The following is a 21,127-nucleotide window of genomic DNA, read 5'->3' on the forward strand; positions in this document are numbered from 1 at the left end:
GCGGCGGGACGGCGCGTCGGCGAAGATCACCGCAGGAGGTCCCCATGCAGCTGCTCACCCTGATGGCCGTGCTCGCGGGTTCGCTCGGCCTGACCGCGTTCGCCCGCCGCTTCAACCAGTCGGCGCCGCTGCTGATCGTGGTGGTCGCGCTCGGCGTCTCGTTCATTCCCGGAGTGCCCAGGGTCGAGCTGGATCCGGAGCTGGTGCTGACGGTCGTGCTGCCGCCGCTGCTCTACTCGACCTCGCTGGAGAGTTCGGTCGCGCACTTCAAGAGCAACCTGCGTCCGATCATCTCGCTCGGCGTGGCGCTGGTCGTGGTCACCGCGCTGGTGGTCGGCCTGGTCGTGCACCTGCTGCTGCCGGACCTGCCGTTCGCGTCGGCACTGGTGCTCGGCGCGGTGGTCGCCCCGCCGGACGCGGTGACCGCGGTCGCGATCGGCCGCAGGCTCGGCCTGCCGCGCCGGGTGATGGCCGTGCTGACCGGCGAGAGCCTGGTCAACGACGCCGCCGCGCTGACGCTGTACAAGATCGGCATCGCCGCGGCGCTCGGCACGGCCGGGTCGATCGGCGGCGGGGTGGTGGTGTTCGCCGTCGCGACGGTGGTCGGCATCGGGATCGGGCTGGTGATCGGCATGATCGTCGGCCTGATCCGGCACAAGCTCAACGATCCGCTGATCGAGTCGACCTTCGGCATCATCGTCCCGTTCGCCGCCTACGTCGCCGCCGAGCACGTGCACGGCTCCGGCGTGCTCGCGGTGGTCGCCGCCGGACTTTTCCTCGGCCACAAGTCCTTGCGCTACGGCAGTCCCGCGACGCGCATGCAGGACTCGTCGGTGTGGGCGTCGATCGACGTGCTGCTCGAAGCGCTGGTGTTCGCGCTGATGGGCCTGCAGCTGCCGTTCGTGCTCGAAAACGCGCACGCCGCGACGCGCGCGGACGGCACGCTCGCGTGGTGCGCGCTGGTCGTGCTGATGGTGACCATGCTCGTGCGGATACCGGCCGTGTTCGTCTCGAGTTATCTCCCGCAGACGGCGCGGCTGTTCGGCCGCGAACGCGCGGTGCCGTCGTGGCGGCATCTCGCGGTGGTCTCGTGGACCGGCATGCGGGGTGTCGTGACGCTGGCGGCCGCGACCGGTATCCCCGTCGACGTGCCGGGCCGCACCGAGATCCAGCTGTTCGCGTTCACCGTGGCGATCGGGACCCTGCTGATCCAAGGCCTCACGTTGCCAGGGTTGATCAGGAAGCTGAACGTGGCCGATCCCGACGAGGCGATCCGCGACGCCGAGGAGGAAATGGCCGCGCGCACGGTCGCGCAGGCAGCGGCCAAGGAACGGCTCGCGGAGATCATGCGCGAGCGGGTGTCCACTATGGACGTACCACCGGAGAAAGTGGAAAAGATCCGGCAACGCCTCGATACCCTTATCGAAAGCCGATATCGCCTCGCCGCCGCCGGAATCTCGCTTTCCGCGGAAGAACGCGTCGCCAGCCCGCAGGCGCAGTTCGCCAAGGCACGCCGCGAACTGCTGGTCATCCAGCGTGAGGCGATGATCGCCGAACGTGAAGCCGGCAGGCTCGACGACGACATCCTCCGCAAGGTCTTGCGGGAGCTGGATTTGGAGGAGCTCACGCTGACGTCGAGGTTCACCGCACGCGCCGGATGAAGCCGTTACATTGTTCGTGATCTCGCTTCGAATACATGCCGATCACGAGCGATCTCACGCATAACAGGCGCCGATTCGAATCACAAGGGACCTAGGGGCACGCGAATCCGGGCCGGTTTACCGCCGCGCCCGAATCGCGTTCCCCGCAGAATTCTCGGTATTCCCCAAGGAACTCACCGAGGAGCTCTTGATGCGCAAGTTCAGCAAGAAGACCGCGATCGCTCTCGGCGCCGCAGGCGCGCTGACCGTGGCGGGTGTCGCGTACGCCGCGTGGTCCAGCTCCGGCGCGGGCTCCGGTTCGGTCACCTCGACGAGCGCGATCAACTCCACGATCTCACCGACCGGCACTTCGGCCGCGCTCTACCCCGGCGCCACCCAGACCTTCACCATCAGCGTGACCAACCCGAACTCCTACCCCGTCAAGGTCACCTCGATCTCGTCGGGCAGCTCGGCGGCCGACGGCGGCTGCGGCGCGGGCTCGGTCACCAGTGACGCCGTCAGCAACCCGAGCGGCACGATCGCCGCGAACGGCTCGTCGACGTACACCCTCACCGCGCACATGACCGGCGACGCCGACGACGCCTGCCAGGGCAAGAACTTCTCGCTCACCCTGACGGCCACGCTGGCGTCCGCGGCCTGATGCGCACGGCCGTCTTGGCGGTGGCACTCGCGCTGACCGCGGCGTGCACCCCGCAGCAGCCACCCGGCAAGGCCGGCTTCACGGTGACCGACGTGCCCGGGCGCAGCACCGCGCTGTACCCGGGCGCCACCGGCGCACGGTGGGTGCGGATCGGGAACACCGAGAACTTCCCGATCAAGGTCACCACGCTGACCGCGACGGTCACCGCGACCTCGAACCCCGCGTGCCCACCCGACTTGGTCAGGGTCGACCCGCTCGCCAAGGCACTCGTGGTGCCGAAGCAGGGGTTCGCCGAGGTCGCGCTGACCACTCATCTGGCGGCCGCCGCGCCGGACGCCTGCAAGAACGTCACCTTCCCGCTGACCTACTCCGGAACGGCCACGAAATCATGACCTCGCACCGACGCGTCCCCCAGCGCAGGCTCCGGCCTCGGCACTACGTCATCACCGCCGGCGTCACGGCCGTCGCGCTCACCGGCGGAATCGCTTACGCCGCTTGGAGTTCCACCGGCTCCGGCACCGCGTCGGCGAAGGCGGGCTCCGCACAGGCGCCGACCACCGGCGTCACGGCGGTGACCGTCGGCGACCTGTACCCGGGCGGCAAGGGCACGGCCAAAGTGCTCGTCAACAACCCGAACCCGTATCCGGTCAAGGTCACCACGATCGCCGGAGCGGGCGCGGCGACCGCGAGCGGTGGCGCCGGGACCTGTTCGACCACCGGGGTTTCCTTCACCACCCAGACCCTGTCCAGCTCGGTGGCCGCAGGCGGCAGCGCGACGCTGACGCTGACCGACGCCGTGAGCATGTCGACGGCCTCGGACAACGGTTGCCAGAACGCCGCTTTCACCATCCCGGTGTCGGTCACGGTGGTGAGCGGATGACCAGGATCGCCGTTCTCGTGCTGGCGGCGGCACTGGTGCTCGCGGGCGAGGCCGGTGCGGCGTGGTCCACGTCGAACACCGGCTCCGCCTACGGCAAGGCGGGCTCGCTGGCCACGCCGGCGCTCACGGCCACCGCCAATGCCTGCAACGGAGCCAACAGCAACGCGAACCTCTCGTGGACCACGATCACCGGCGCGTCGGCATACGAGGTCTATCTCGACACCAAGGCGAACATGAGCAGCCCGCAGATCACCTCGACGACGGTGACCTCGCTGACGAACTTCCCCGTGGAGAACCAAAAGAGCTACCTCGCCGTCCGCGCGAAGGCGGGCAACTGGCGTGGCGCGCTCTCGGCGGTCGTCAGCGTTTGTTGAGTTCGCCCAGCAATTTCCACGTGCGCAGGCGGTCTTCGCTCGAACGGACACCCGCCTGGCTGATCACCACCTCGGTCGCGCCGGCGTCGAAGTACCTGCCGACGGCCGCCGCGATCGTCTGCTCGTCGCCGATCACCGCCAGCTCGGCGGCGCGCGAAACCCCTTCCGCGGCAAGGATTCGCTGATACGACGGAATCGTGTCGTACACCGCGAGCCGCTCGGCGAGCAGCTCGCGGGTCGCCTCGACCTCTCCGGTCACGACCGCCGGGAACACCGCGATGACCTTGGGCGCGGGGCGGCCCGCCGACTCGGCCGCCCGGCCGATCACCGGCACGACGCTCGTCGACAAAGCCTTTGGCCCGGCCAAATACGGCAACGTCCCGTCGGCGAGTTCACCGGCGACCGCCAGCGCGCGTGGTCCCATCGCGGCCACGACGATCGGCACCGGCTTGGCGCCGGGCACGGCCGTCGGCATCGACGGATGCAGGCTGACCGTTTCGCCGTCGAACTCGGTCTCCTCGCCGCTGACCAACGGCCGCAGCACCGTCAGGTACTCCCGCAAATGCTCGATCTGCGGCGGAAACGGCTGCCCGAACACCGGCTCCAGGAACGGCTTGGCGCCCAGCCCGAGCCCCAGCGTGAACCGCCCGCCGGTGGCCGCCTGCGCGGTCTGCGCGAGCGCGGACACCAGCAGCGGATGGCGCGGATAAAGCGGCACCACGCCGGTTCCGACCGAAATGCCGGGAATCTCCCGACCGGCCACCGCGGCCACCGTGACGGCGTCGTAGTCCAGCAACTGCGGAAACCAGACCGAGCTCAGCCCCGCGTCGGCGGCCTCCCTGGTCTGGACCACGAACTCGTCGACGAGATTGGCGGCCGCGTAGGTGTCGCTGGCCGGGATGGTCACCCCTATGGTCATGCGCCACGCTAAACCGGCTTATCGGCAACCTCGATCAATTAGTGCGCACCATTGTCTGGTCACCGGCCAGTCTCCAGGTGCGCAGCCGGTCTTCCGTCGAGTGGAGACCGGCCTGGGTGATGACGACCTCGGTGGCGCCCGCGTCGAAGTAGCGCCGGATCGCGGCGGCCACGGTCTCCTCGTCGCCGATCGCCGCCAGCTCGTGCGCGGCCGAAACGCCTTCCGTGGCAAGGATCTGCTGGTACGACGGGATCGAGTCGTAGAACGCGAGGTTCGCGGCGGCCTTCTCACGGGTGGCTTCGACATCACTGGTGACGATGGCCGGGAACGCCGCGACGATCTTCGGCTGGGGACGCCCGGCCGACTCGGCGGCCGCGTTGATGATCGGGACGATGCTCTCGGCGAGCGCACGCGGCCCGGCCAGGAACGGCAGCGTGCCGTCGGCCAGCTCGCCGGTCACCTTGAGCGCCTGCGGGCCCATCGCCGCGACCAGGATCGGGACCGGGTCAGAGCCGGGAACGGCCGTCGGGGCGAACGGGTGCGAGCTGAGCAGCTCGCCGTCGAACTCGGCCGCTTCGCCGTTCAGCAACGGCCGCAGCGCGGTCAGGTACTCGCGCAGGTGCCGGATCGGCGGCGGGTAGTCGACGCCGTACGCGGGCTTGAGCAGCTTCTCGGAGCCGAGGCCGATGCCGAGCGTGAACCGGCCCCCGGTGGCCGCCTGCGCGGTCTGGCCGAGTGCGGAAAGCAGCAGCGGGTGCCGGGGATAAATCGGCACGACCGAGCTGCCGACCGCGATCCCGGGCACCTCGCGCCCGGCGATCGCGGCCACGGTCACCGCGTCGTAGTTCTGCAGCTGCGAGAACCACACCGAGTCGATACCGGCGGCAGCCGCCTGCCTGGTCTGCTCGATGAGCTCTTCGACGAGATTGCTCGCGCCGTCCGTGTCCCCGGACGGAAGGGCTACCCCAATGGTCATGGCAGGGGCAACCCGGTCCGTCCGGGCTTATTCCTTGTCTCGCTGGATGAAACTGTCCCTTTAGATGAACTCGTGCCGCACGATCGTCTGCTCGCGGCCGGGTCCGACACCGATCGCGGAGATCCGCGCGCCCGAAAGCTCTTCGAGGTACTCGACGTACGCGCGGGCGTTCGCGGGCAGCTCCTCGAAGGTGCGGCAGCCCGAGATGTCCTCGAACCAGCCGGGCCGCTCTTCGTAGATCGGGGTGGCGTGGTGCACGTCGGTCTGGGTCATCGGCATGTCGTAGGTCTTGAAGCCGTCGACCTCGTAGCCGACGCACACCGGGACCTTCTCGAGCCCGGACAGCACGTCGAGCTTGGTGAGGAAGAAGTCGGTGATGCCGTTGACCCGCGCGGCGTACCGCGCGATGACCGCGTCGAACCAGCCGGTGCGCCGCGCGCGGCCGGTGGTCACGCCGACCTCGCCGCCGGTCTTGCGCAGGTACTCGCCGGACTCGTCGTGCAGCTCGGTCGGGAACGGGCCGGAGCCGACGCGCGTGGTGTACGCCTTGAGGATGCCGAGCACGGTGCCGATCCGGCCGGGGCCGATACCGGAACCGGCGCTGGCGCCGCCCGCGGTCGGGTTCGACGAGGTGACGAACGGGTACGTGCCGTGGTCGACGTCGAGCAAGGTGCCCTGCGAGCCCTCGAGCAGGATGGTCTCGCCGCGCTCGAGCGCCTGGTTGAGCTGCAGCCGCGAGTCGGCGATGCGGTGCGCGAACTTCTCGCCTGCCGCGAGCACCTCGTCGGCGACCTCGTCGGCGTCGAGCGCCTTGCGGTTGTAGACCTTGACCAGCACCTGGTTCTTGAACTCCAGCGCGGCCTCGACCTTCTGGCGGAAGATCTTCTCGTCGAGGAGGTCCTGCACGCGGACGCCGACGCGGGCGATCTTGTCCTGGTAGCAGGGCCCGATGCCGCGGCCGGTGGTGCCGATCTTGCGGCTACCGAGGTAACGCTCGGTGACCTTATCGATCGCCACGTGGTACGGCATGATCAAATGCGCGTCGGCGGAGATCAGCAGCTTGCTGGTGTCGACGTCGCGGGCCTCGAGCCCGGCGATCTCTTCGAGCAGCACACCGGGGTCGACGACGACACCGTTGCCGATCACGTTGGTCACGCCGGGGGTGAGGATGCCCGACGGGATGAGGTGCAGTGCGAAGTCCTGGCCGTTGGGGAGGACGACGGTGTGACCGGCGTTGTTGCCGCCCTGATAGCGGACGACCCACTGGACGCGGTCGCCGAGCAGGTCGGTGGCCTTGCCCTTACCTTCGTCGCCCCACTGGGCGCCGATGAGCACGATGGCCGGCATGTGACACTCCTGAGGTTCGACAGACAAGGGCGCAGGCGAATGCCGGTGCATGAGCGTAACGGAGGCGGCTGGCGTGCGGGGACTGGTGCTGGCTTGTGGACCCGATACGGAGAAAATTCCTGACGTCGACGAGGTCAGGACCGTGCGGCTGCCGTCGCGCCCCGGCAAGGCGGATGTGGACCCCTTGCTGGGGGAAAGCGATCGCTTGATCGTCGGCGGGTCGGACGCGGACCTCGCGGCCGTGGTACTGCGACTGTTACGAAAAGAACAGTTGGCGGGCGTGTCGGTCGGCTTCGTGCCGACCGATCCGGAGTCAGCGGTCGCCGAGATCTGGGGTCTGCCGACCGATCCGCTGCGTGCGCTCGCGCTCGCTGTCCGTGGTGATGTCGACCCGGTACCGCTCATCCGCGACGACGCGGGCGGCGTGCTGGTCGGCCGCGGGCAGATCCCGACCGTGCGCGGGGTGGCGTACTGCGACGAGAAGCTCGCACTGCGTGGTCCCGCCCGGTCGATCGAGGTCGAGCCGAGCGGCAGCGGGCCTGGCCTGGCGGTGCGCGTGGTGAAGGGCGCCTTCTTCAAGCGGCCGTCGGACTTCGAGTCGCGCGCGTTCCAGCTCGGGTGCATCCCGACGCGGCCGGTGTACGACGGCGTCGTGCACCCGCGCGCGCTTAACCGGTGGACGTGGTACCGGCACACCGAGGACCTGCGCCTGGTGCGCGGTGTTGGTTAGCAATTCACCAAATATCACCCACAAGTGTTGCCGTCGTCACCTCCGTGAGCCAGGGTTAGTCGTCCCTGCACTCGACTCGGAGGCAGCCCTATGCCAACGTTTCGCCTGGTTCGTCGCTCGTTGACCGCTTTGGGCATCAGCGCGGTGCTCACCGTCGGTATCGCCGGAGCGGCTGACGCCACCCCACCGGGAATCCCGTCAGCCGCCACCGCCAAGTCCAACCTCGCCACCCTCACCGTCGCACCCGACGGCACCCTCGACGGCTACAGCCGCGAGAAGTTCCCGCACTGGATCGACCAGGGCAACAGCTGCAACACCCGCGAGGTCGTGCTCAAACGCGACGGCATCGGCGTCACGACCGGCGCGGACTGCGCGCCGACCGGCGGCAAGTGGGTCAGCCCGTACGACGGCGCGACCTGGACGGCCGCCTCCGACATCGACATCGACCACGTCGTCCCGCTAGCCGACGCCTGGCGCACCGGGGCGGCGAAGTGGACGACCGCGCAGCGGCAGGCCTTCGCGAACGACCTGACCGGGCCGCAGCTGATCGCGGTCACCGACAACGTCAACCAGCAGAAGGGCGACAAGTCGCCCGACGCCTGGAAGCCGCCGCTGACCGGCTACTGGTGCACCTACGCCCGCATGTGGGTCGGCTCGAAGTACAAGTACAAGCTGACGATCAACTCGGCGGAGAAGACCGCGCTCACCTCCATGCTCGGCCGCTGCTAGGGGCTCGTGAGTGTTCCGGCCGGTTAGAACCGGCCGGAACACTCACGACCCGAAACTGTCGGTCCCCCTGGCTAGCGTCGGGGGCGTGAACCGAACCGACCGGCTTTACGCGATCGTCGAAGACTTGCGCGCGGTCGCGCCAGGAAGACGCAGCGCCCGCCAGCTCGCGGACCGCTACGAGGTCAGCGTGCGCACCATCGAGCGCGACCTCGACGCGCTCCAGCAGGCCGGGGTGCCGATCTACGCCGACGTCGGCCGCCGAGGCGGCTACACGCTCGACAAGACCAGGACGTTGCCGCCGCTCAACTTCACGCCAGCCGAGGCGGTGGCCGTCGCGGTCGCGCTGCGGGACGCGGACAGCTCGCCGTTCGCCCGCGCGGCCGAGAGCGCGCTGCGCAAGATCGTCGCGGCGATGCCCGTGCAGGAGGCGGCCGCCGCGACCGAGCTCGCCGATCGCGTCCGCTATCTCGCGCCCGTTTCGGCGCCCGCGCCGAGGCAGCCGGTGCCGTCGATCCTCGAAGAGGCGCTCGCCAAGCAGCGTGTGCTGCGGCTGCTCTACGCCGACAAGGACGGCACGCTGACCGAGCGCGACGTCGAGCCCGTGGTGTTCATGGCCGCGCCGAAGGGCTGGTACCTCGTCGGCTGGTGCCGGCTGCGCGACGACCTGCGGGTGTTCCGCGTCGACCGGATCCTGTCGGCGAACGATCTCGGCGAGCCGGTGCCGGAGCGCGTGCTGACCCTGCCCGAGGTGCCGGACCATGTGATCCAGGTCGCACGGTTCGGCTGAGAAACACCGACATAAGGCTGTCGCGAACGACGACGAAAGTGAGGTTCACCAGCAAGACAACAGGAGGAAATCCCATGACCGCACCGGCATTCGGCAGCGTCACCTGGTTCCAGATCGGCAGCGCGGACCCGGCAGCCACCAAGGGCTTCTACAGCGAGATGTTCGACTGGTCCTTCGAAGCCGATGACGACCTCGAGGGCCGCTACCAGCTCGCCACCACCCCCGGCGCTTCGCACCCCACCGGCGGGATCTTCGACACGCGCGGCGAATTCCCGAACCACGCGATCTTCTTCGTGCTCGTCGAAGACACCCACAAGGCGGTCGCCGAAGCCGAGAAGCTCGGCGCCAAGGTGCTCGTGCCGCCGACGACCTCGCCGAAGGGCCTGGTCTTCGCGGATCTGGAAGACCCGCAGGGCAACCACTTCGGCGTCTTCACTCCGCCCGCGTCGTAAGCGCGAGGATCTCGCGGGCGACCGCGTCGTTTTGCCGGAACGGAAGCGCGTTCGTGCGGGGGCGGGTGAACGCCGCCGCCGAACGCGCGCTCGTGTGCGGGCCGACCGCGAACAGGCGGGGATGCGCGTCGCCGCCGGAGTTGAGCAGGCGCGAGTCGCCGACCCTGGTGTGGATGCGGCCGGACGCCTCGCGTTCACCGGTCGCCACGTCGAGCACGGACTCTTCGACCAGATCGCCGGCATCGCGCAGAGTCTGGAGCAGCACGTCCGAAGCACGGCTCACGCTGGGCGCGGGCAGCCGCGCCTCGATCAGTGTCCGCGCCCGCACCTCACCGGGGAAGCTCTCGCTGCCGCCGACGAACATCCCGTCGGCGGCGGTGATCCGCATTTCCGCGCCCGCGAAGGAAACCAGGCCAGCCTGGTGCAACGCGAGCAGTTCTTCGAGACGGCGCGGCGGCGGCCCACTGGCGTAGTAGCTGAAGAAGCCGTGCCACCATCCGTCCATTTCGGACACTTGGGAGCGCGCGCTGATCCGCCCGCTGCCGACCAGCCCCGACAGCTGGTGGTACACCGAAAGCAGCGCCATGAACGCGCCGAGGTCCGCGCTGAACTCGGAGTCGGCGCGGCGCGCCAGGTCGTACTCGACGTACTCGCGGACGTGCTTCCCGAACTCCTCGCCCGTCGTGAAGCGCAGCCCGGCGAGCGGCCGGTCGAGCTGCTCCAAATCGAGCCGGTCCTCTTCCGCGGGCACCGACTTCTCGACCAGCGCGAGCATTTCCGGTGAGCCCCAAGCGATGTCGGCGAAGGCGTCCGCGAACACCGCGAAGTCCATCCGCACCCGCTCGGGGTGCCCGGTGAACAGCTCGCTGTAGTAGCCCCACGCGATCTCCTTGGCCATGTGCGGCCAGACGTCGCGCTTGAACTCGAGCCGCTCCGGCAGCTTCTCGAACGTGTAGGAGTCGAAGAACCTGGGCATCTGCAACGGTTTCCCGCGCAACCGGTAGCCGGTCTTCGCGTGATACGGCACGCCGCGCCGCGAGCCGACGTGCAGCACCGGCTCGCGTCCGCTGGGGTGATACCGGAGCCCGCCGCACGGCTGCTCCTCGAACCGGCCGCCGCGCCCCTCGGTCAGCAGCAGCATCAAGTCGACGAACGCGAGCCCGAAACCACGCACCAGCACGGGTTCGCCCGCCGGCACGTCGGCGTAGTCGACGTCGGCGGTGTACCCGGCCGGGTAGTACGCGAGGCTGTTGCGCGCGGCGTACTCGGCCAGCTCCAGCTCACGCTCGTCCGGCAGCGCGTCGAGATGGCCGACGGTCATGAGCACGGCGTCGACCCGCAGCGGCGCCGCCGAATCCTTGAGCCAGACGGCGTTTTCGGTGACGTTCACCGCGTGCGTGCGATGCTCGACCACCTCGATCCCGTCGGGCAAAGTGTCCAGGATGTGCTGATACACCCAGTCGAGGTAGGCGCTCTGCAAACGCCGAGTCGGGAAGGAAGTCGACTTCAGCGTGCGCAACTCGTCGTGCAGGTCATCGGGAACCGAGGCGGCCAGCTTGCCCGTCCGCACCTTCTTGGCCCACTCGGACAGCGACGGGCCGTGGCGCACCGGACCGGACATTTCGACCGTCTCGTCCGTGAACATGGTGACGTCTTCCGGCATCGAGTTCATCCGCAGCAGCGGTGACTGGTCATACCGCCAGACCCGGCCGGGGCCGGGTGGGAAAGGGTCGATCAGGTGCACCACCAGCCGGTCGCCGAGCAACTCGGGCGCGTTGGCGGAAAGCCGTTCCAGCACACAGATCCCGCGCGGGCCCGCACCTACGATCGCGAGTTCGAACGCCACAGGTTCGAAGCTACGCCTGGTTCCGGCGCCCACTACTCGAATTCCCACGTGGCGGACATCGTTGCCTTGCGGACTTTCACCCCCGATCATCGGCAGGTGAGCCTCGAAGTACGGCCGTACGCCGTGACCGATCCCGAGGTGCGGCCGTTGCTGGACGAGCTCGCCCACGAGTACCACAGCCGCTACGGCACCAACTCGGAACTGGAGCGCTACCCGCCCGAGGAGTTCGCACCCCCGCGCGGCGTGCTGCTGCTCGTGCGTGAGGACGAGGTCAGCGTCGCAGGCGGCGCGTTCCGGCACTACGACGACGAGACCGCCGAGGTCAAGCGGATGTGGACGGCGTCGGCGCATCGCCGCCGCGGGCTCGCCAGGCTGGTGCTGTCCGAGCTCGAAGCCGAGGCGAAGCGACGCGGTTACCGCCGGATCTTCCTCACCACCGGGCCGAAACAACCCGAGGCCGCGTCGCTGTATCTCACCACCGGATACCGCAGCGTCCCCGCGGATGATCCAGAGGGATTCGGACTGCTGGCGTTCACGAAGGACCTATAGTCCGCACGTGGATTACGCGGGACTGCGCACCGGATTGCTCGAACCGGCACTCGGCGACGTGGACCTGACCGCCGAGCCACGGCGCTTCTTCCGGCATGTCGTCCCGTGCCCGCGCTGCAACGGTTCCGGCACTCAGCGGGTCCTCTGGGACGACGAGTGGGAGGACGGCTGGAGCTGCGGCCACTGCCTGCCGTGGACCGGGCACACCAAGGACTCGCCGATCGACGCCGTGCCGGACGGCTCGCACGTGAAGGCGCTGGGTCCGTCCATCGTGGAGGCCGAGGCGCTCGCCTGGGAGACGGCCGCGCTGATCGAGCCGTGGGGCTCGCGGCCAGCCGAGCGGATCGTCTGGCGGGTCGGCACGACCGGCACCAAGAAGATCGGCGATCACTGCGTTCCGGTCGACATCGGCTTGCTGGTCAACGACATCTTCTTCATCCACCTGCGCGAGGAGCTCAAGGGCTGCGACGCGGGCATCGACATCTCGACACCGGGCTACGACCGGCCCGCGCCCTATCCGGACGTCGCGTTCCAGGCGCGCAAGCACGCCAACTGGGCGGCAGCGGCGGCGGCCGGACACCGCTTCCCGGAACGGATCCGGCACGCGAACGGCGTCAAGGAACTGGGTGATCATCCGCTGGCGGGCAAGTCGTTCGCGGAGCTGCCGAACTTCTACACGCAGGTGCTGGGGATCTGGCTGACCGGGTACGCGCTCGAGTCCATCAAGGACGGCACGATCTGCCTGTACGCGGCTAGCGCAGCCGATCGATGACGTCGACGTCCGGCTCCCGCAGCCGGGTGATGCCACCGACCGTGAACTCGGTGAGCAGGTCGATCAGCGCGTCGGCGTCGGGCGGCTGGCCGTCCCAGGTCATCTGGACGAGCGCCTCGGTCATCGCGAAGTAGAGCGTGACGAGCGCGTTGTCGGACCGGCCCGCGTCGACGCCGTGCTCGGCCCAGCGCTGCTTGGCGACCTCGGTGTAGACCCCGGCCAGCCGCTCCCTCAACCGGGTGAGTGCCGGATTGCCGAGCCGCTCGGCCTCGCGGAGCACCGGGAAGGCCTCGGGATTGGCCGCGACGAAGGCGAACATGTTCGCGTAGTTCATCCGTGCCCACGCGCGCAGGTTCGGCGTCTTCTCCCGTGCCAGCGCCACGATGCCGACGAACGAGCGCTCCTCGACATCGGCCACGACCTCGGTGAAGAGCGCCGCCCGGTCGCCGAAGCTCTCGTACACCGACTGTCGCGAGACGCCTGCCTGGCGGGCGATCTGCTCGATGGTGGCCTGCTCGCCGTGCAGCGCGTAGAGCGACGCGGCCGCGCGCAACACGCGTTCGCGCTGCTCACCGAGCGGGAGCTTGCGCGGGCGTCCGCGACGAGCGGGGGTTGACATGTGGGGCACCTCACCTCATTCTTTTTCGACACGAGTGTCGAAAACTCAGCACCCCGACTGCTCAATGAGGAGCAAGCGTGCGCACTTTCTCTCGTCTCGGCCTTGTCGCGGCCGTCGCCATCGCGTTACTGGGTACCCCCGCCCGAGCGGGCGCCACCACCTTCTACGACCCGCCTTCCCCGCTGCCGTCCGGAGCGAACGGCGACATCATTCGCCACGAGGTTTCGCAGTTCTACATCGATCCCGTAAAGCTCATCAGGGCGGACGCCAAGGTGCAACGGATCATGTATCGCAGTACGGACACGCATGACCGCCCGATGGCCGTCACCGGCACCGTCCTCACCCCCAATGTCCCCTGGATCGGCGCAGGTCAGCGCCCGATCATCAGCTACGCCGCCGGCACTCAGGGCATCGGCGACTCCTGCGCGCCGTCGAAGGCGCTGGCCGCCGGCTTCGAGTACGAGGGCCCGTTCATCGAGGGGCTGCTCGCCCGCGGATACGGCGTGGTCGTCACCGACTACGAAGGCCTCGGCACGCCAGGCGTCCACACGTACATGAACCGGCTTTCGCAGGGACACGCCGTGCTCGACGCGATCCGCGCCGCCCAGCGGCTGCCCGAGGCCGGACTGCCCGACGCCGGGCCGGTCGCCATCGCGGGTTACTCGCAGGGCGGCGGGGCCTCGGCGGCGGCCGCCGAACTCCAGCCTTCGTACGCGCCGGAGTTGAACCTGAAGGGCGCGTACGCGGGCGCCGTCCCGGCGGATCTGGCCGAGGTGGCGAAGGTGCTCGACGGGCACTACGCGGTCGGCTTCCTCGGGTTCGCGCTGGTCAGCATGGACGCGGCGTACCCGGAGCTGAACATCCCCTCGCTGCTGAACGCACGCGGCAAGCAGCTGTTCGAGCAGGTCAAGAACGAATGCACGGTCGAGGCGATCGCGGCGCACGCGTTCACCCAGTCGTCGACGCTGACGAACGACGGCCGGTCGCTGACCGCGTACCTCGGTGAGGAGCCGTACAAGTCCCGGGTCGGCCAGCAGCTGATCGGCAAGCTCAAGCCGACCGCGCCGGTGCTGATCGTGCACAGCGTGCTCGACGACATCGTCCCGTACGAGCAGGACCGCACGATGGCCCGCTCCTGGTGCTCGAAGGGCACGAAGGTCCAGTTCAGCAGCTCGCTGGTGCCGACCCACGTCGGCGGCTTCGTCCGCGCCTACCCCGAGGCCTACGCCTGGCTCGAAGGCCGCTTCGCCGCCTTCCCCGCCCCCACCAACTGCGGCTGGTTCTGACCCGGCGAAAAAAATCCCAATGTGGCTTTCGTCAGCTTCGGCCTGACGAAAGCCACATTGGCGGCCGGAAACCCGACCAATGCCACATTGGGATTTTTTTCCGGTTTTGACCTGGGATCAGGCGAGGCCCGTGGCTTCGGCGGCCGCCGGGTCGGAGTCGGTGATGAAGGTGCGGCAGCGGTCGTACTCTTCGGTCTCGCCGATCTTCCCGGCGGCCTTCGCGAGTACGGCGAGCGCGCGCAGGAAGCCCTGGTTGGGGCGGTGCGACCACGGCACCGGGCCGAAGCCCTTCCAGCCGGCGCGGCGCAGCTGGTCGAGTCCGCGGTGGTAGCCGGTGCGGGCGTAGGCGTACGCGGCGACGGTCTCACCGGCTTCGAAGGCGGTCTCGGCCAGCTGAGCCCAGGCGGCACTGAAGTACGGGTGCTCCGCCGCGACGCCGGCCGGGTCGACGCCCGCGTCGAGTGCGGCCTGCGCGACGGTGTGCTCTGGCAGCAAGGTCGGCTCCGGGCCGAGCAGGTTGTGCGTCATGAGCCCATTGTGCTCAGCTGAAGAACAGGGCTCCGACCACCCCGCCCGCGGCCAGCACGAGGCAGCCGACGAGGACAGCGGCGACAAAGCGTTTCGGCATCATGGCGGCAGAGGATGCCTCGACCACCACGCGGAAAGCAAACTCGTCACTCCTCAGGGTGAACCCTGGTTTTTCCCGGTCCGGTACCGATCGGTAAGTCGACTAAGCGATGATTAGCGGCATGACAAAGGCAGTGGACGTGTCTGGGGTCGTCGAGCCCGGCGCCATCCCCCGTAGCCCGATCGCCAAGACGCGGCTGTTCTTCAAGCTGCACTGGCACCGCGGCGCGCCGGGGCAGCCGACCCCGCAGTGGGCACTGAACTTCTGCTACTCGATGTGGCTGATCGCGTTCGCGTTCAAGATGCTCGGGTCGACCTGGGACATGTCGTGGCACTTCAAGTTCCTGCGTGACGACCTCGCGCCGCCGCACCTGATCAACACGGTCGGCACCGGCATACTGGTGGTGCTGGTCGCGATCCACAGCTACACCGGCCTCGGCTGCGACAAGCGTTCGCTGCGGCTGATGCAGGGCGGGATGATCCTGTTCCTGATCGCCGGGCCGCTCGACATCCTCAACCACCGGCTCAACGGACTCGACCTGACCGCGTGGAGCCCGTCGCACATGATGCTCTACCTGGGCACCGAGATCATGATCCTCGGCGTGATCGACGGCTGGATGAAGTTCTCCGCGCCCGGCCGCCTGCGTTCACTGGTCCTCACCGGACTCTGGGTCTTCTTGCTGGAGAACACGTTCTTCTCGAACGGCCAGCAGGAGTACGGCATCATCGGCCTGCGCGCCTGGGAACGCGGCGAGCCCGAGGCCGAGCACGAGCTGCTGAGCTTCGCCGCGAAGCAGATCGGCCACCCGGTCGACCTGGCCGCGGTCACCCACTTCACCATGCCGATCCCGTCGTGGGTCTACCCGCTGTGGGGCATCGGCGTCTCCGCGCTCGTGCTGGCGCTGGCCCGCAAGACGATCGGCAAGCAGTGGGCGGCCACCGCGGTGGCGGGCGCATACCTGGCGTATCGCCTGATCATGTGGCCGATCCTGCTCGGCATCGGCTTCCCGGTCCCGACGGTCCCGTTCTATCTGCTGGCCGTCGGCCTCGCGGTGGACCTGGCGTTCCGCATCGGCCGCGAGCACAAGCTCCTGACGGCGGGCGCCGGCGCGCTGCTGGTCACCGCCTTCGGCTACAGCACGCTGTGGGTCCAGTCCCAGCTGCGGCCCTGGTTCCTGGGCGACGCGCACACGGAGTCCGCACCCCCGGTCGCCTACTGGACGGTCCCGATCGCCCTGGTCGGCCTAGCGATCCTCTTCTGGCTGGGCCTGCGCTTCTTCACCCGCCGGACCCAGCCCGCCCAGGCTTAAAAAATCCCAATGTGGCATTGGTCAGGTTCCAGGCCGCCAATGTGGCTTTCGTCAGCTGAAAACTGACGAAAGCCACATTGGGATTTTTTAAGCTGGGTCAGAGCTTCTGGCCGGCGGAGCGGAGGTGCTCGGCCGCCTCGCGGACCCGGGTGGCCATGCCCTTTTCGGCGGCCTTGAGGTAGCTGCGCGGGTCGTAGACCTTCTTGTTGCCGACCTCGCCGTCGATCTTCAAGACACCGTCGTAGTTCTTGAAGAAGTGGTCAGCGATCGGACGGGTGAAGGCGTACTGGGTGTCGGTGTCGACGTTCATCTTCACGACGCCGTAGGACAGCGCGGCGTGGATGTCGGCGACCTCGGAGCCGGAGCCGCCGTGGAAGACGAAGTCGAACGGCTTCGCGTTGGTCAGGCCGAGCTTGGCCGCGACGACGTCCTGGCCACCCTTGAGCACGTCCGGGCGGAGCTTGACGTTGCCGGGCTTGTAGACGCCGTGCACGTTGCCGAAGGTCGCGGCGAGCAGGTAGCGGCCCTTCTCACCGGTGCCGAGCACCTCGGCGGTCTTCAGGAAGTCGCCCTCGGCGGTGTAGAGCTTCTCGTTGATCTCGGCCTCGACGCCGTCCTCTTCGCCGCCGACGACGCCGATCTCGACCTCGAGGATGATCTTCGCGGCGGCCGCCTTCTCGAGCAGCTCGGCCGCGATGGTCAGGTTCTCGTCGAGGTCGATCGCGGAGCCGTCCCACATGTGCGACTGGAACAGCGGGTTCTCGCCGCGCTTGACGCGCTCGGCCGAGATGTCGAGCAGCGGGCGGACGAAGCCGTCGAGCTTGTCCTTGGGGCAGTGGTCGGTGTGCAGCGCGACGTTGATCGGGTAGCGCTTGGCGACCACGTTCGCGTACTCGGCCAGCGCGGTCGCGCCGACGACCATGTCCTTGACGGCCTGGCCGGAGGCGAATTCCGCGCCGCCGGTGGAGAACTGGATGATGCCGTCGCTCTCCGCCTCGGCGAACCCGCGGATCGCGGCGTTCAGGGTTTCCGAAGACGTCACGTTGATGGCCGGGTAAGCGAATTCGTTCGCTTTCGCCCGGTCAAGCATCTCCGCGTAGACCTCGGGGGTGGCGATGGGCATCGTGGGTCCTCCTCGAACAGACTTGGTGCCTTCAGCCGCATCGTACGAGGTCGGCGGAACGGGCACACTGGTCGTATACGGAACGGGGTAGCACTTGGTGCTACGGCGGGCTACGCTGTGCGCATGGACGTCATCAGCCAGCGGGAGTTCCGTAACAACTCCGCCGCCATCATGGACGGGGTGGAGGCCGGAAAGACCTACTACGTCACGCGCAACGGCGTGGAGATCGCCGAGCTGCGCCCCATCCAGCGGCGCCGCGGGCTGACCTCCGAGGAACTCTGCGCCAAGCACCGCAAACTGCCTCGCGTCGATGCCGAACTGCTGCGTCAGGAAGCCGACGAGTTCTTCGGCTCAGAGGACCGCATCGGTGACTGAACGTCCCGAAAAAGGTGTGCTCGACACCTGCGTCTACATCGATCTCGGCGAACTGGACCCGGAGTCGCTGCCGAAGATCCCGTCGATCACCGCGGTCACCATGGCCGAGCTGCACCAGGGTGTCGCGATGGCGAAGACACCCGCCGTCCGCGCGGCGCGCAACGAGCAGCTCGGCGCGGCGATGGTCGACTTCGTCCCACTGCCGCTGGACGCGGCGGCCGCGGCCCGCTACGGCACCTTGGTGTCACTGGTGCTCGCGGCGGACCGCGCCCCGAAGCCGCGCCGGATGGACCTGATGATCGCGGCCATCGCCTCGTCGTCCGAGCTGCCGCTCTACACGCGCAACCCGGACGACTTCAAGGGCTTGGAGTCGATGGTCGAGATCATCGCGGTGTGACGGCCGCGATGATCGCCTCGTAGTCGAGGTTCTCGCCGAGCACCTGCACGGCCACGTGATCCGCACCCGCCTCCAGGTGCGCGGTGAGCCCGCGCGCGACAGTCTCCGCATCGCCCTGCACCACGAGCGCGTCGATGAGCCGGTCGCTGCCGCCGTCGGCGAGGTCCTCGTCGGTGAAGCCGAGATTGCGCAGCATGGTCGTGTAGTTGACCAGGCTGAGGTACGGGTTACGGACGGCCTCCCTGGCGATGGCCAGCGCGCGCTCACGCTCTTCGCCGAGCACGACCTTCTGTTCCGCGACCAGCAGCTTGTCCGCGCCGAGGATCTCGCGTGCCTGCCGGGTGTGCTCCGGGGTCGTGAGATACGGCAGCGCGCCGGCCGTGCGGTCGCCGGACAGCTTGATCACCTTGGGGCCGAGCGCGGCGAGCGCGCGGGATTCGACGGGAACGCCGGCCGCGTCGAGGCCGTCGAGGTAGTCGACCAGCGCTTGATAAGGCTTCTTGTACTCCTGCGTCGCCTCGGGGTGCCCGACGCCGATGCCGAGGATGAAGCGGCCGGGGTACTTGTCGGCGAGCCGGTGGTATCCCGCGCCGACGCTCGCGGGGTCATCCGCCCAGACGTTGGCGATGCTGGTGCCGACGACGAGCGTGGTGGTCGCGGCGAGCAGGCCTTCGAGCTGCCCGATTTCGCTGACCAGCGAGGGAGAACTGCCCACCCAGAGCGCGCCGTAGCCGAGGCCCTCCAGCTCGACGGCCAGTTTGTCGGTGGTGAGCTGCTTCGGGCGCCAGACGCCGATCTTGCCGATTTCGAAGGTCATGATCGGTCCAACCCGAGCGTCGCCGGGTTTCATTCCGCTAGCGTCGGATCATGGCGAAAATCGGGGAACTCGAAGTCTGCGAGCTCAATCTCGGCGGCAACGTCTTCGGCTGGACGGCCGACGAGGAGCAGTCGTTCGCGGTGCTGGACGCGTACGCGGAGGCGGGCGGCAACTTCATCGACACTGCCGACGTGTACTCGGGCGGCAAGTCGGAGGCGATCATCGGCAACTGGCTCACCCGCCGCGGCCGCCGCGACGACATGGTCATCGCGACCAAGGTGGGCAGCTGGGCCGAGCGGCCGGGACTGTCGGCGAAGAACATCGCCGCGGCGGCCGACGACTCGCTGCGACGGCTCGGCACCGATCACATCGACCTCTACTACGCGCACCGCGACTACGACGAGACCCCGCTCGAAGAGACCCTCAGCGCATTCGACGCACTGGTCAGGGCGGGCAAGGTGCGCCACATCGCGGCGTCGAACTACACCGCGGCACGACTGGCCGAAGCACTGTCCATTTCGGACCGTGCGGGCTACGCGCGCTACGTCGCGGTGCAGCCGCACTACAACCTGCTCGAGCGCGACTACGAGCAGGACCTGGCGCCGTTCATCGCCCGCGAAGGCCTGACGACGCTGCCGTATTTCGCGCTGGCCATGGGTTTCCTCGCCGGGAAGTACCGCTCGGCCGACACGCCGTCCGACAGCCCGCGCGCGCCGCGAGCCGCGGCCTACCTCAACGACCGGGGCGAACGCGTGCTCGCCGCGCTCGACGAGATCGCCCAGGCCCACTCGGTTCCGGTGGCCGCGGTGTCGCTGGCCTGGCTGCGCGCGCAGCCGACGGTCGCCGCGCCGATCGCGAGCGCACGCACGACCGAGCAGCTCGCCGATCTGCTGCCGTCGCTCACCCTCGAGCTGACCGCCGAAGAGGTCGAAGCGCTCACGTCAGCCTACTGACGGGTAGCTTACTTGGGGTAAGTTCGGGTAGCGTGCCTGGCCACGGGGGCTGAACTAGGAGGCGTCGTGGCCAGGAACACCGTCAAGGGCAAGGTCGTGCTGATCACCGGTGCCGCCCGCGGCATCGGGGCCGGGCTGGCGGAACGGCTGGCCGCGCAGGGCGCCAAGGTGGCGCTCGTCGGCATCGAGGCCGAAGAGCAGCGCAAGGTCGCCGAGACGATCGGCGCGGCCGCGAAGTCCTGGGAAGCCGACGTCACCGACTGGGCCGCGCTCGAAAAGGCGACCGAGGGCGTCGTCGAGCACTTCGGCGGGATCGACATCGTGATCGCCAACGCGGGTATCGCGTCGACCGGGTTCGTCCGCTCGGTCGACCCTGCCGCGTTCGAGAAGGTCATCGAGGTCGACCTGCTCGGCGTGTGGCGCACGTTCCGGGTCACCCTGCCGCATGTCATCGAGCGCAAGGGCTACCTGCTCGCGATCTCCTCGCTCGCCGCGATCACGCACGCGCCCGGCATGGCCAACTACGCGGCCGCGAAGGCAGGCGTCGAGGCGTTCGCCAACAGCCTGCGCGCCGAAGTCGCGCATCTCGGCGTCAAGGTCGGCGTCGCGCACCCGACCTGGATCCGCACCGACCTGGTCGAAAGCGCCGACGCGCACCCGGTCTTCGGCAAGCTGCGCAGCGGCATGCCCGGCCTGATCGGCAAGACGTATCCGCTGTCCACCGCGCTGGACTGCCTGGAAGACGGCATCATGCGGCGCGGCCGCACGATCCACGTGCCGCGCTGGGTCGGCGCGCTGAAGCTGATCCGCGCGTTCCTGCCGCCGATCATCGAGCTCGGCTCCCGCTCCCGCGTTCCCGCGGCCGACCGGGCCGCGCTCAAGGACATCGAAGAGCGCGGCGCGTACGAGGCTTCCGTCACCGGGCATGCCGGAAGGGCCGCCACCGGCAAGCGGTAGC

General features: G+C 68.7%; 25 protein-coding genes. 17 read left to right on the top strand and 8 right to left on the bottom strand.

Translation table 11 applies throughout. The features are described 5' to 3' along the window. Positions 1 to 44 precede the first annotated feature (44 nt). The 5 genes from BLV57_RS11315 (at position 45) to BLV57_RS11335 (ending at position 3,555) form a co-directional block, all read left to right on the top strand. Positions 45 to 1,661 (top strand): Na+/H+ antiporter, encoded by a 1,617-nt coding sequence (locus BLV57_RS11315; protein WP_091288585.1) that lies wholly within the window; start codon positions 45 to 47, stop codon positions 1,659 to 1,661. Positions 1,662 to 1,851: 190 nt separating this feature from the next. After that, a complete protein-coding gene (locus BLV57_RS11320; RefSeq protein WP_091288586.1) occupies positions 1,852 to 2,301 on the top strand; it encodes an LEA/WHy family protein in 450 nt (149 codons plus the stop codon). Further along, positions 2,301 to 2,693: a hypothetical protein gene (locus BLV57_RS11325; protein ID WP_091288587.1), complete on the top strand. Its 393-nt coding sequence runs from the start codon at positions 2,301 to 2,303 to the stop codon at positions 2,691 to 2,693. Before BLV57_RS11320 ends, BLV57_RS11325 begins: the two co-directional genes overlap by 1 nt. Continuing rightward, positions 2,690 to 3,181, top strand: coding sequence for a hypothetical protein (locus BLV57_RS11330; protein WP_245757264.1), 492 nt, complete (start codon positions 2,690 to 2,692; stop codon positions 3,179 to 3,181). The genes BLV57_RS11325 and BLV57_RS11330 overlap by 4 nt, the downstream gene beginning before the upstream one ends. Continuing rightward, positions 3,178 to 3,555 carry a hypothetical protein gene (locus BLV57_RS11335; RefSeq protein WP_091288588.1) on the top strand — a complete coding sequence of 126 codons (378 nt, stop codon included), beginning with the start codon at positions 3,178 to 3,180 and terminating at the stop codon, positions 3,553 to 3,555. Before BLV57_RS11330 ends, BLV57_RS11335 begins: the two co-directional genes overlap by 4 nt. Here the strand turns inward: BLV57_RS11335 and BLV57_RS11340 are convergent. Genes BLV57_RS11340 through BLV57_RS11350 form a run of 3 tightly spaced genes read right to left on the bottom strand, consistent with a single transcriptional unit; the run spans position 3,542 to position 6,797 of the window. Beyond that, entirely contained in the window at positions 3,542 to 4,474 is a 933-nt protein-coding gene (locus BLV57_RS11340) for a TIGR03564 family F420-dependent LLM class oxidoreductase (protein ID WP_091288589.1), read from the bottom strand. The two genes, BLV57_RS11335 and BLV57_RS11340, sit on opposite strands and share 14 nt — an antisense overlap. 34 nt (positions 4,475 to 4,508) lie before the next feature. After that, on the bottom strand, positions 4,509 to 5,450 hold the full coding sequence (locus BLV57_RS11345) for an LLM class F420-dependent oxidoreductase (protein WP_091288590.1): 942 nt from the start codon (positions 5,448 to 5,450) through the stop codon (positions 4,509 to 4,511). Between the two features lie 60 nt (positions 5,451 to 5,510). Further along, a complete protein-coding gene (locus BLV57_RS11350; RefSeq protein WP_091288591.1) occupies positions 5,511 to 6,797 on the bottom strand; it encodes an adenylosuccinate synthase in 1,287 nt (428 codons plus the stop codon). A 49-nt stretch (positions 6,798 to 6,846) separates the two neighbouring features. Between BLV57_RS11350 and BLV57_RS11355 the strand changes: the two genes are divergently transcribed. The 4 genes from BLV57_RS11355 (at position 6,847) to BLV57_RS11370 (ending at position 9,495) form a co-directional block, all read left to right on the top strand. After that, complete coding sequence (locus BLV57_RS11355) at positions 6,847 to 7,527, top strand: hypothetical protein (RefSeq protein WP_245757265.1); 681 nt, start codon at positions 6,847 to 6,849, stop codon at positions 7,525 to 7,527. A gap of 90 nt (positions 7,528 to 7,617) precedes the next feature. After that, entirely contained in the window at positions 7,618 to 8,256 is a 639-nt protein-coding gene (locus BLV57_RS11360) for an HNH endonuclease family protein (protein ID WP_091288592.1), read from the top strand. Positions 8,257 to 8,341: 85 nt separating this feature from the next. Then, entirely contained in the window at positions 8,342 to 9,043 is a 702-nt protein-coding gene (locus BLV57_RS11365; RefSeq protein WP_091288593.1) for a helix-turn-helix transcriptional regulator, read from the top strand. A 74-nt stretch (positions 9,044 to 9,117) separates the two neighbouring features. Beyond that, positions 9,118 to 9,495, top strand: a complete 378-nt coding sequence (locus BLV57_RS11370) for a VOC family protein (protein ID WP_091288594.1) — start codon at positions 9,118 to 9,120, stop codon at positions 9,493 to 9,495. Here BLV57_RS11370 and BLV57_RS11375 read toward each other — a convergent pair. Next, positions 9,476 to 11,341: an FAD/NAD(P)-binding protein gene (locus BLV57_RS11375; protein WP_245757266.1), complete on the bottom strand. Its 1,866-nt coding sequence runs from the start codon at positions 11,339 to 11,341 to the stop codon at positions 9,476 to 9,478. The genes BLV57_RS11370 and BLV57_RS11375 overlap by 20 nt on opposite strands. A gap of 96 nt (positions 11,342 to 11,437) precedes the next feature. On the opposite strand from BLV57_RS11375, the gene BLV57_RS11380 reads away from it, so the two are divergent. Both BLV57_RS11380 and BLV57_RS11385 read left to right on the top strand, forming a co-directional pair. Next, the gene (locus BLV57_RS11380) at positions 11,438 to 11,890 is read left to right on the top strand and encodes a GNAT family N-acetyltransferase (protein ID WP_218134724.1); all 453 of its coding nucleotides are present in this window, start codon (positions 11,438 to 11,440) and stop codon (positions 11,888 to 11,890) included. Between the two features lie 7 nt (positions 11,891 to 11,897). Further along, positions 11,898 to 12,662: a hypothetical protein gene (locus BLV57_RS11385; protein ID WP_091288595.1), complete on the top strand. Its 765-nt coding sequence runs from the start codon at positions 11,898 to 11,900 to the stop codon at positions 12,660 to 12,662. Here BLV57_RS11385 and BLV57_RS11390 read toward each other — a convergent pair. Further along, a complete protein-coding gene (locus tag BLV57_RS11390; RefSeq protein WP_091288596.1) occupies positions 12,643 to 13,281 on the bottom strand; it encodes a TetR/AcrR family transcriptional regulator in 639 nt (212 codons plus the stop codon). The two genes, BLV57_RS11385 and BLV57_RS11390, sit on opposite strands and share 20 nt — an antisense overlap. A 77-nt stretch (positions 13,282 to 13,358) precedes the next feature. On the opposite strand from BLV57_RS11390, the gene BLV57_RS11395 reads away from it, so the two are divergent. Further along, complete coding sequence (locus tag BLV57_RS11395) at positions 13,359 to 14,567, top strand: alpha/beta fold hydrolase (protein WP_091288597.1); 1,209 nt, start codon at positions 13,359 to 13,361, stop codon at positions 14,565 to 14,567. A 117-nt stretch (positions 14,568 to 14,684) separates the two neighbouring features. Here BLV57_RS11395 and BLV57_RS11400 read toward each other — a convergent pair whose 3' ends face one another. Continuing rightward, positions 14,685 to 15,095 carry a DUF3151 domain-containing protein gene (locus BLV57_RS11400; protein ID WP_091288598.1) on the bottom strand — a complete coding sequence of 137 codons (411 nt, stop codon included), beginning with the start codon at positions 15,093 to 15,095 and terminating at the stop codon, positions 14,685 to 14,687. Between the two features lie 221 nt (positions 15,096 to 15,316). Here BLV57_RS11400 and BLV57_RS11405 point away from each other — a divergent pair, with 221 nt between their 5' ends. Next, entirely contained in the window at positions 15,317 to 16,504 is a 1,188-nt protein-coding gene (locus BLV57_RS11405; RefSeq protein WP_176968568.1) for a hypothetical protein, read from the top strand. A 97-nt stretch (positions 16,505 to 16,601) separates the two neighbouring features. On the opposite strand, the gene fbaA is transcribed toward BLV57_RS11405, so the two are convergent. After that, positions 16,602 to 17,627, bottom strand: a complete 1,026-nt coding sequence (fbaA, locus tag BLV57_RS11410; protein WP_091288600.1) for a class II fructose-bisphosphate aldolase — start codon at positions 17,625 to 17,627, stop codon at positions 16,602 to 16,604. 123 nt (positions 17,628 to 17,750) lie between these two features. On the opposite strand from fbaA, the gene BLV57_RS11415 reads away from it, so the two are divergent. Both BLV57_RS11415 and BLV57_RS11420 read left to right on the top strand, forming a co-directional pair. Continuing rightward, entirely contained in the window at positions 17,751 to 18,002 is a 252-nt protein-coding gene (locus BLV57_RS11415) for a type II toxin-antitoxin system Phd/YefM family antitoxin (protein ID WP_091289096.1), read from the top strand. Beyond that, positions 17,995 to 18,399: a type II toxin-antitoxin system VapC family toxin gene (locus tag BLV57_RS11420; RefSeq protein ID WP_342741172.1), complete on the top strand. Its 405-nt coding sequence runs from the start codon at positions 17,995 to 17,997 to the stop codon at positions 18,397 to 18,399. Before BLV57_RS11415 ends, BLV57_RS11420 begins: the two co-directional genes overlap by 8 nt. On the opposite strand, the gene BLV57_RS11425 is transcribed toward BLV57_RS11420, so the two are convergent. After that, positions 18,386 to 19,216: an LLM class F420-dependent oxidoreductase gene (locus BLV57_RS11425; RefSeq protein ID WP_091288601.1), complete on the bottom strand. Its 831-nt coding sequence runs from the start codon at positions 19,214 to 19,216 to the stop codon at positions 18,386 to 18,388. The genes BLV57_RS11420 and BLV57_RS11425 overlap by 14 nt on opposite strands. Before the next feature lie 50 nt (positions 19,217 to 19,266). On the opposite strand from BLV57_RS11425, the gene BLV57_RS11430 reads away from it, so the two are divergent. Together BLV57_RS11430 and BLV57_RS11435 are read left to right on the top strand one after the other, a co-directional pair. Then, the gene (locus BLV57_RS11430) at positions 19,267 to 20,169 is read left to right on the top strand and encodes an aldo/keto reductase (RefSeq protein ID WP_091288602.1); all 903 of its coding nucleotides are present in this window, start codon (positions 19,267 to 19,269) and stop codon (positions 20,167 to 20,169) included. Positions 20,170 to 20,235: 66 nt separating this feature from the next. Beyond that, entirely contained in the window at positions 20,236 to 21,126 is an 891-nt protein-coding gene (locus BLV57_RS11435) for an SDR family oxidoreductase (protein ID WP_091288603.1), read from the top strand. Position 21,127: the final 1 nt, after the last annotated feature.

This window comes from Amycolatopsis xylanica (assembly GCF_900107045.1).
GTDB classification, from domain to species: Bacteria; Actinomycetota; Actinomycetes; order Mycobacteriales; family Pseudonocardiaceae; genus Amycolatopsis; species Amycolatopsis xylanica.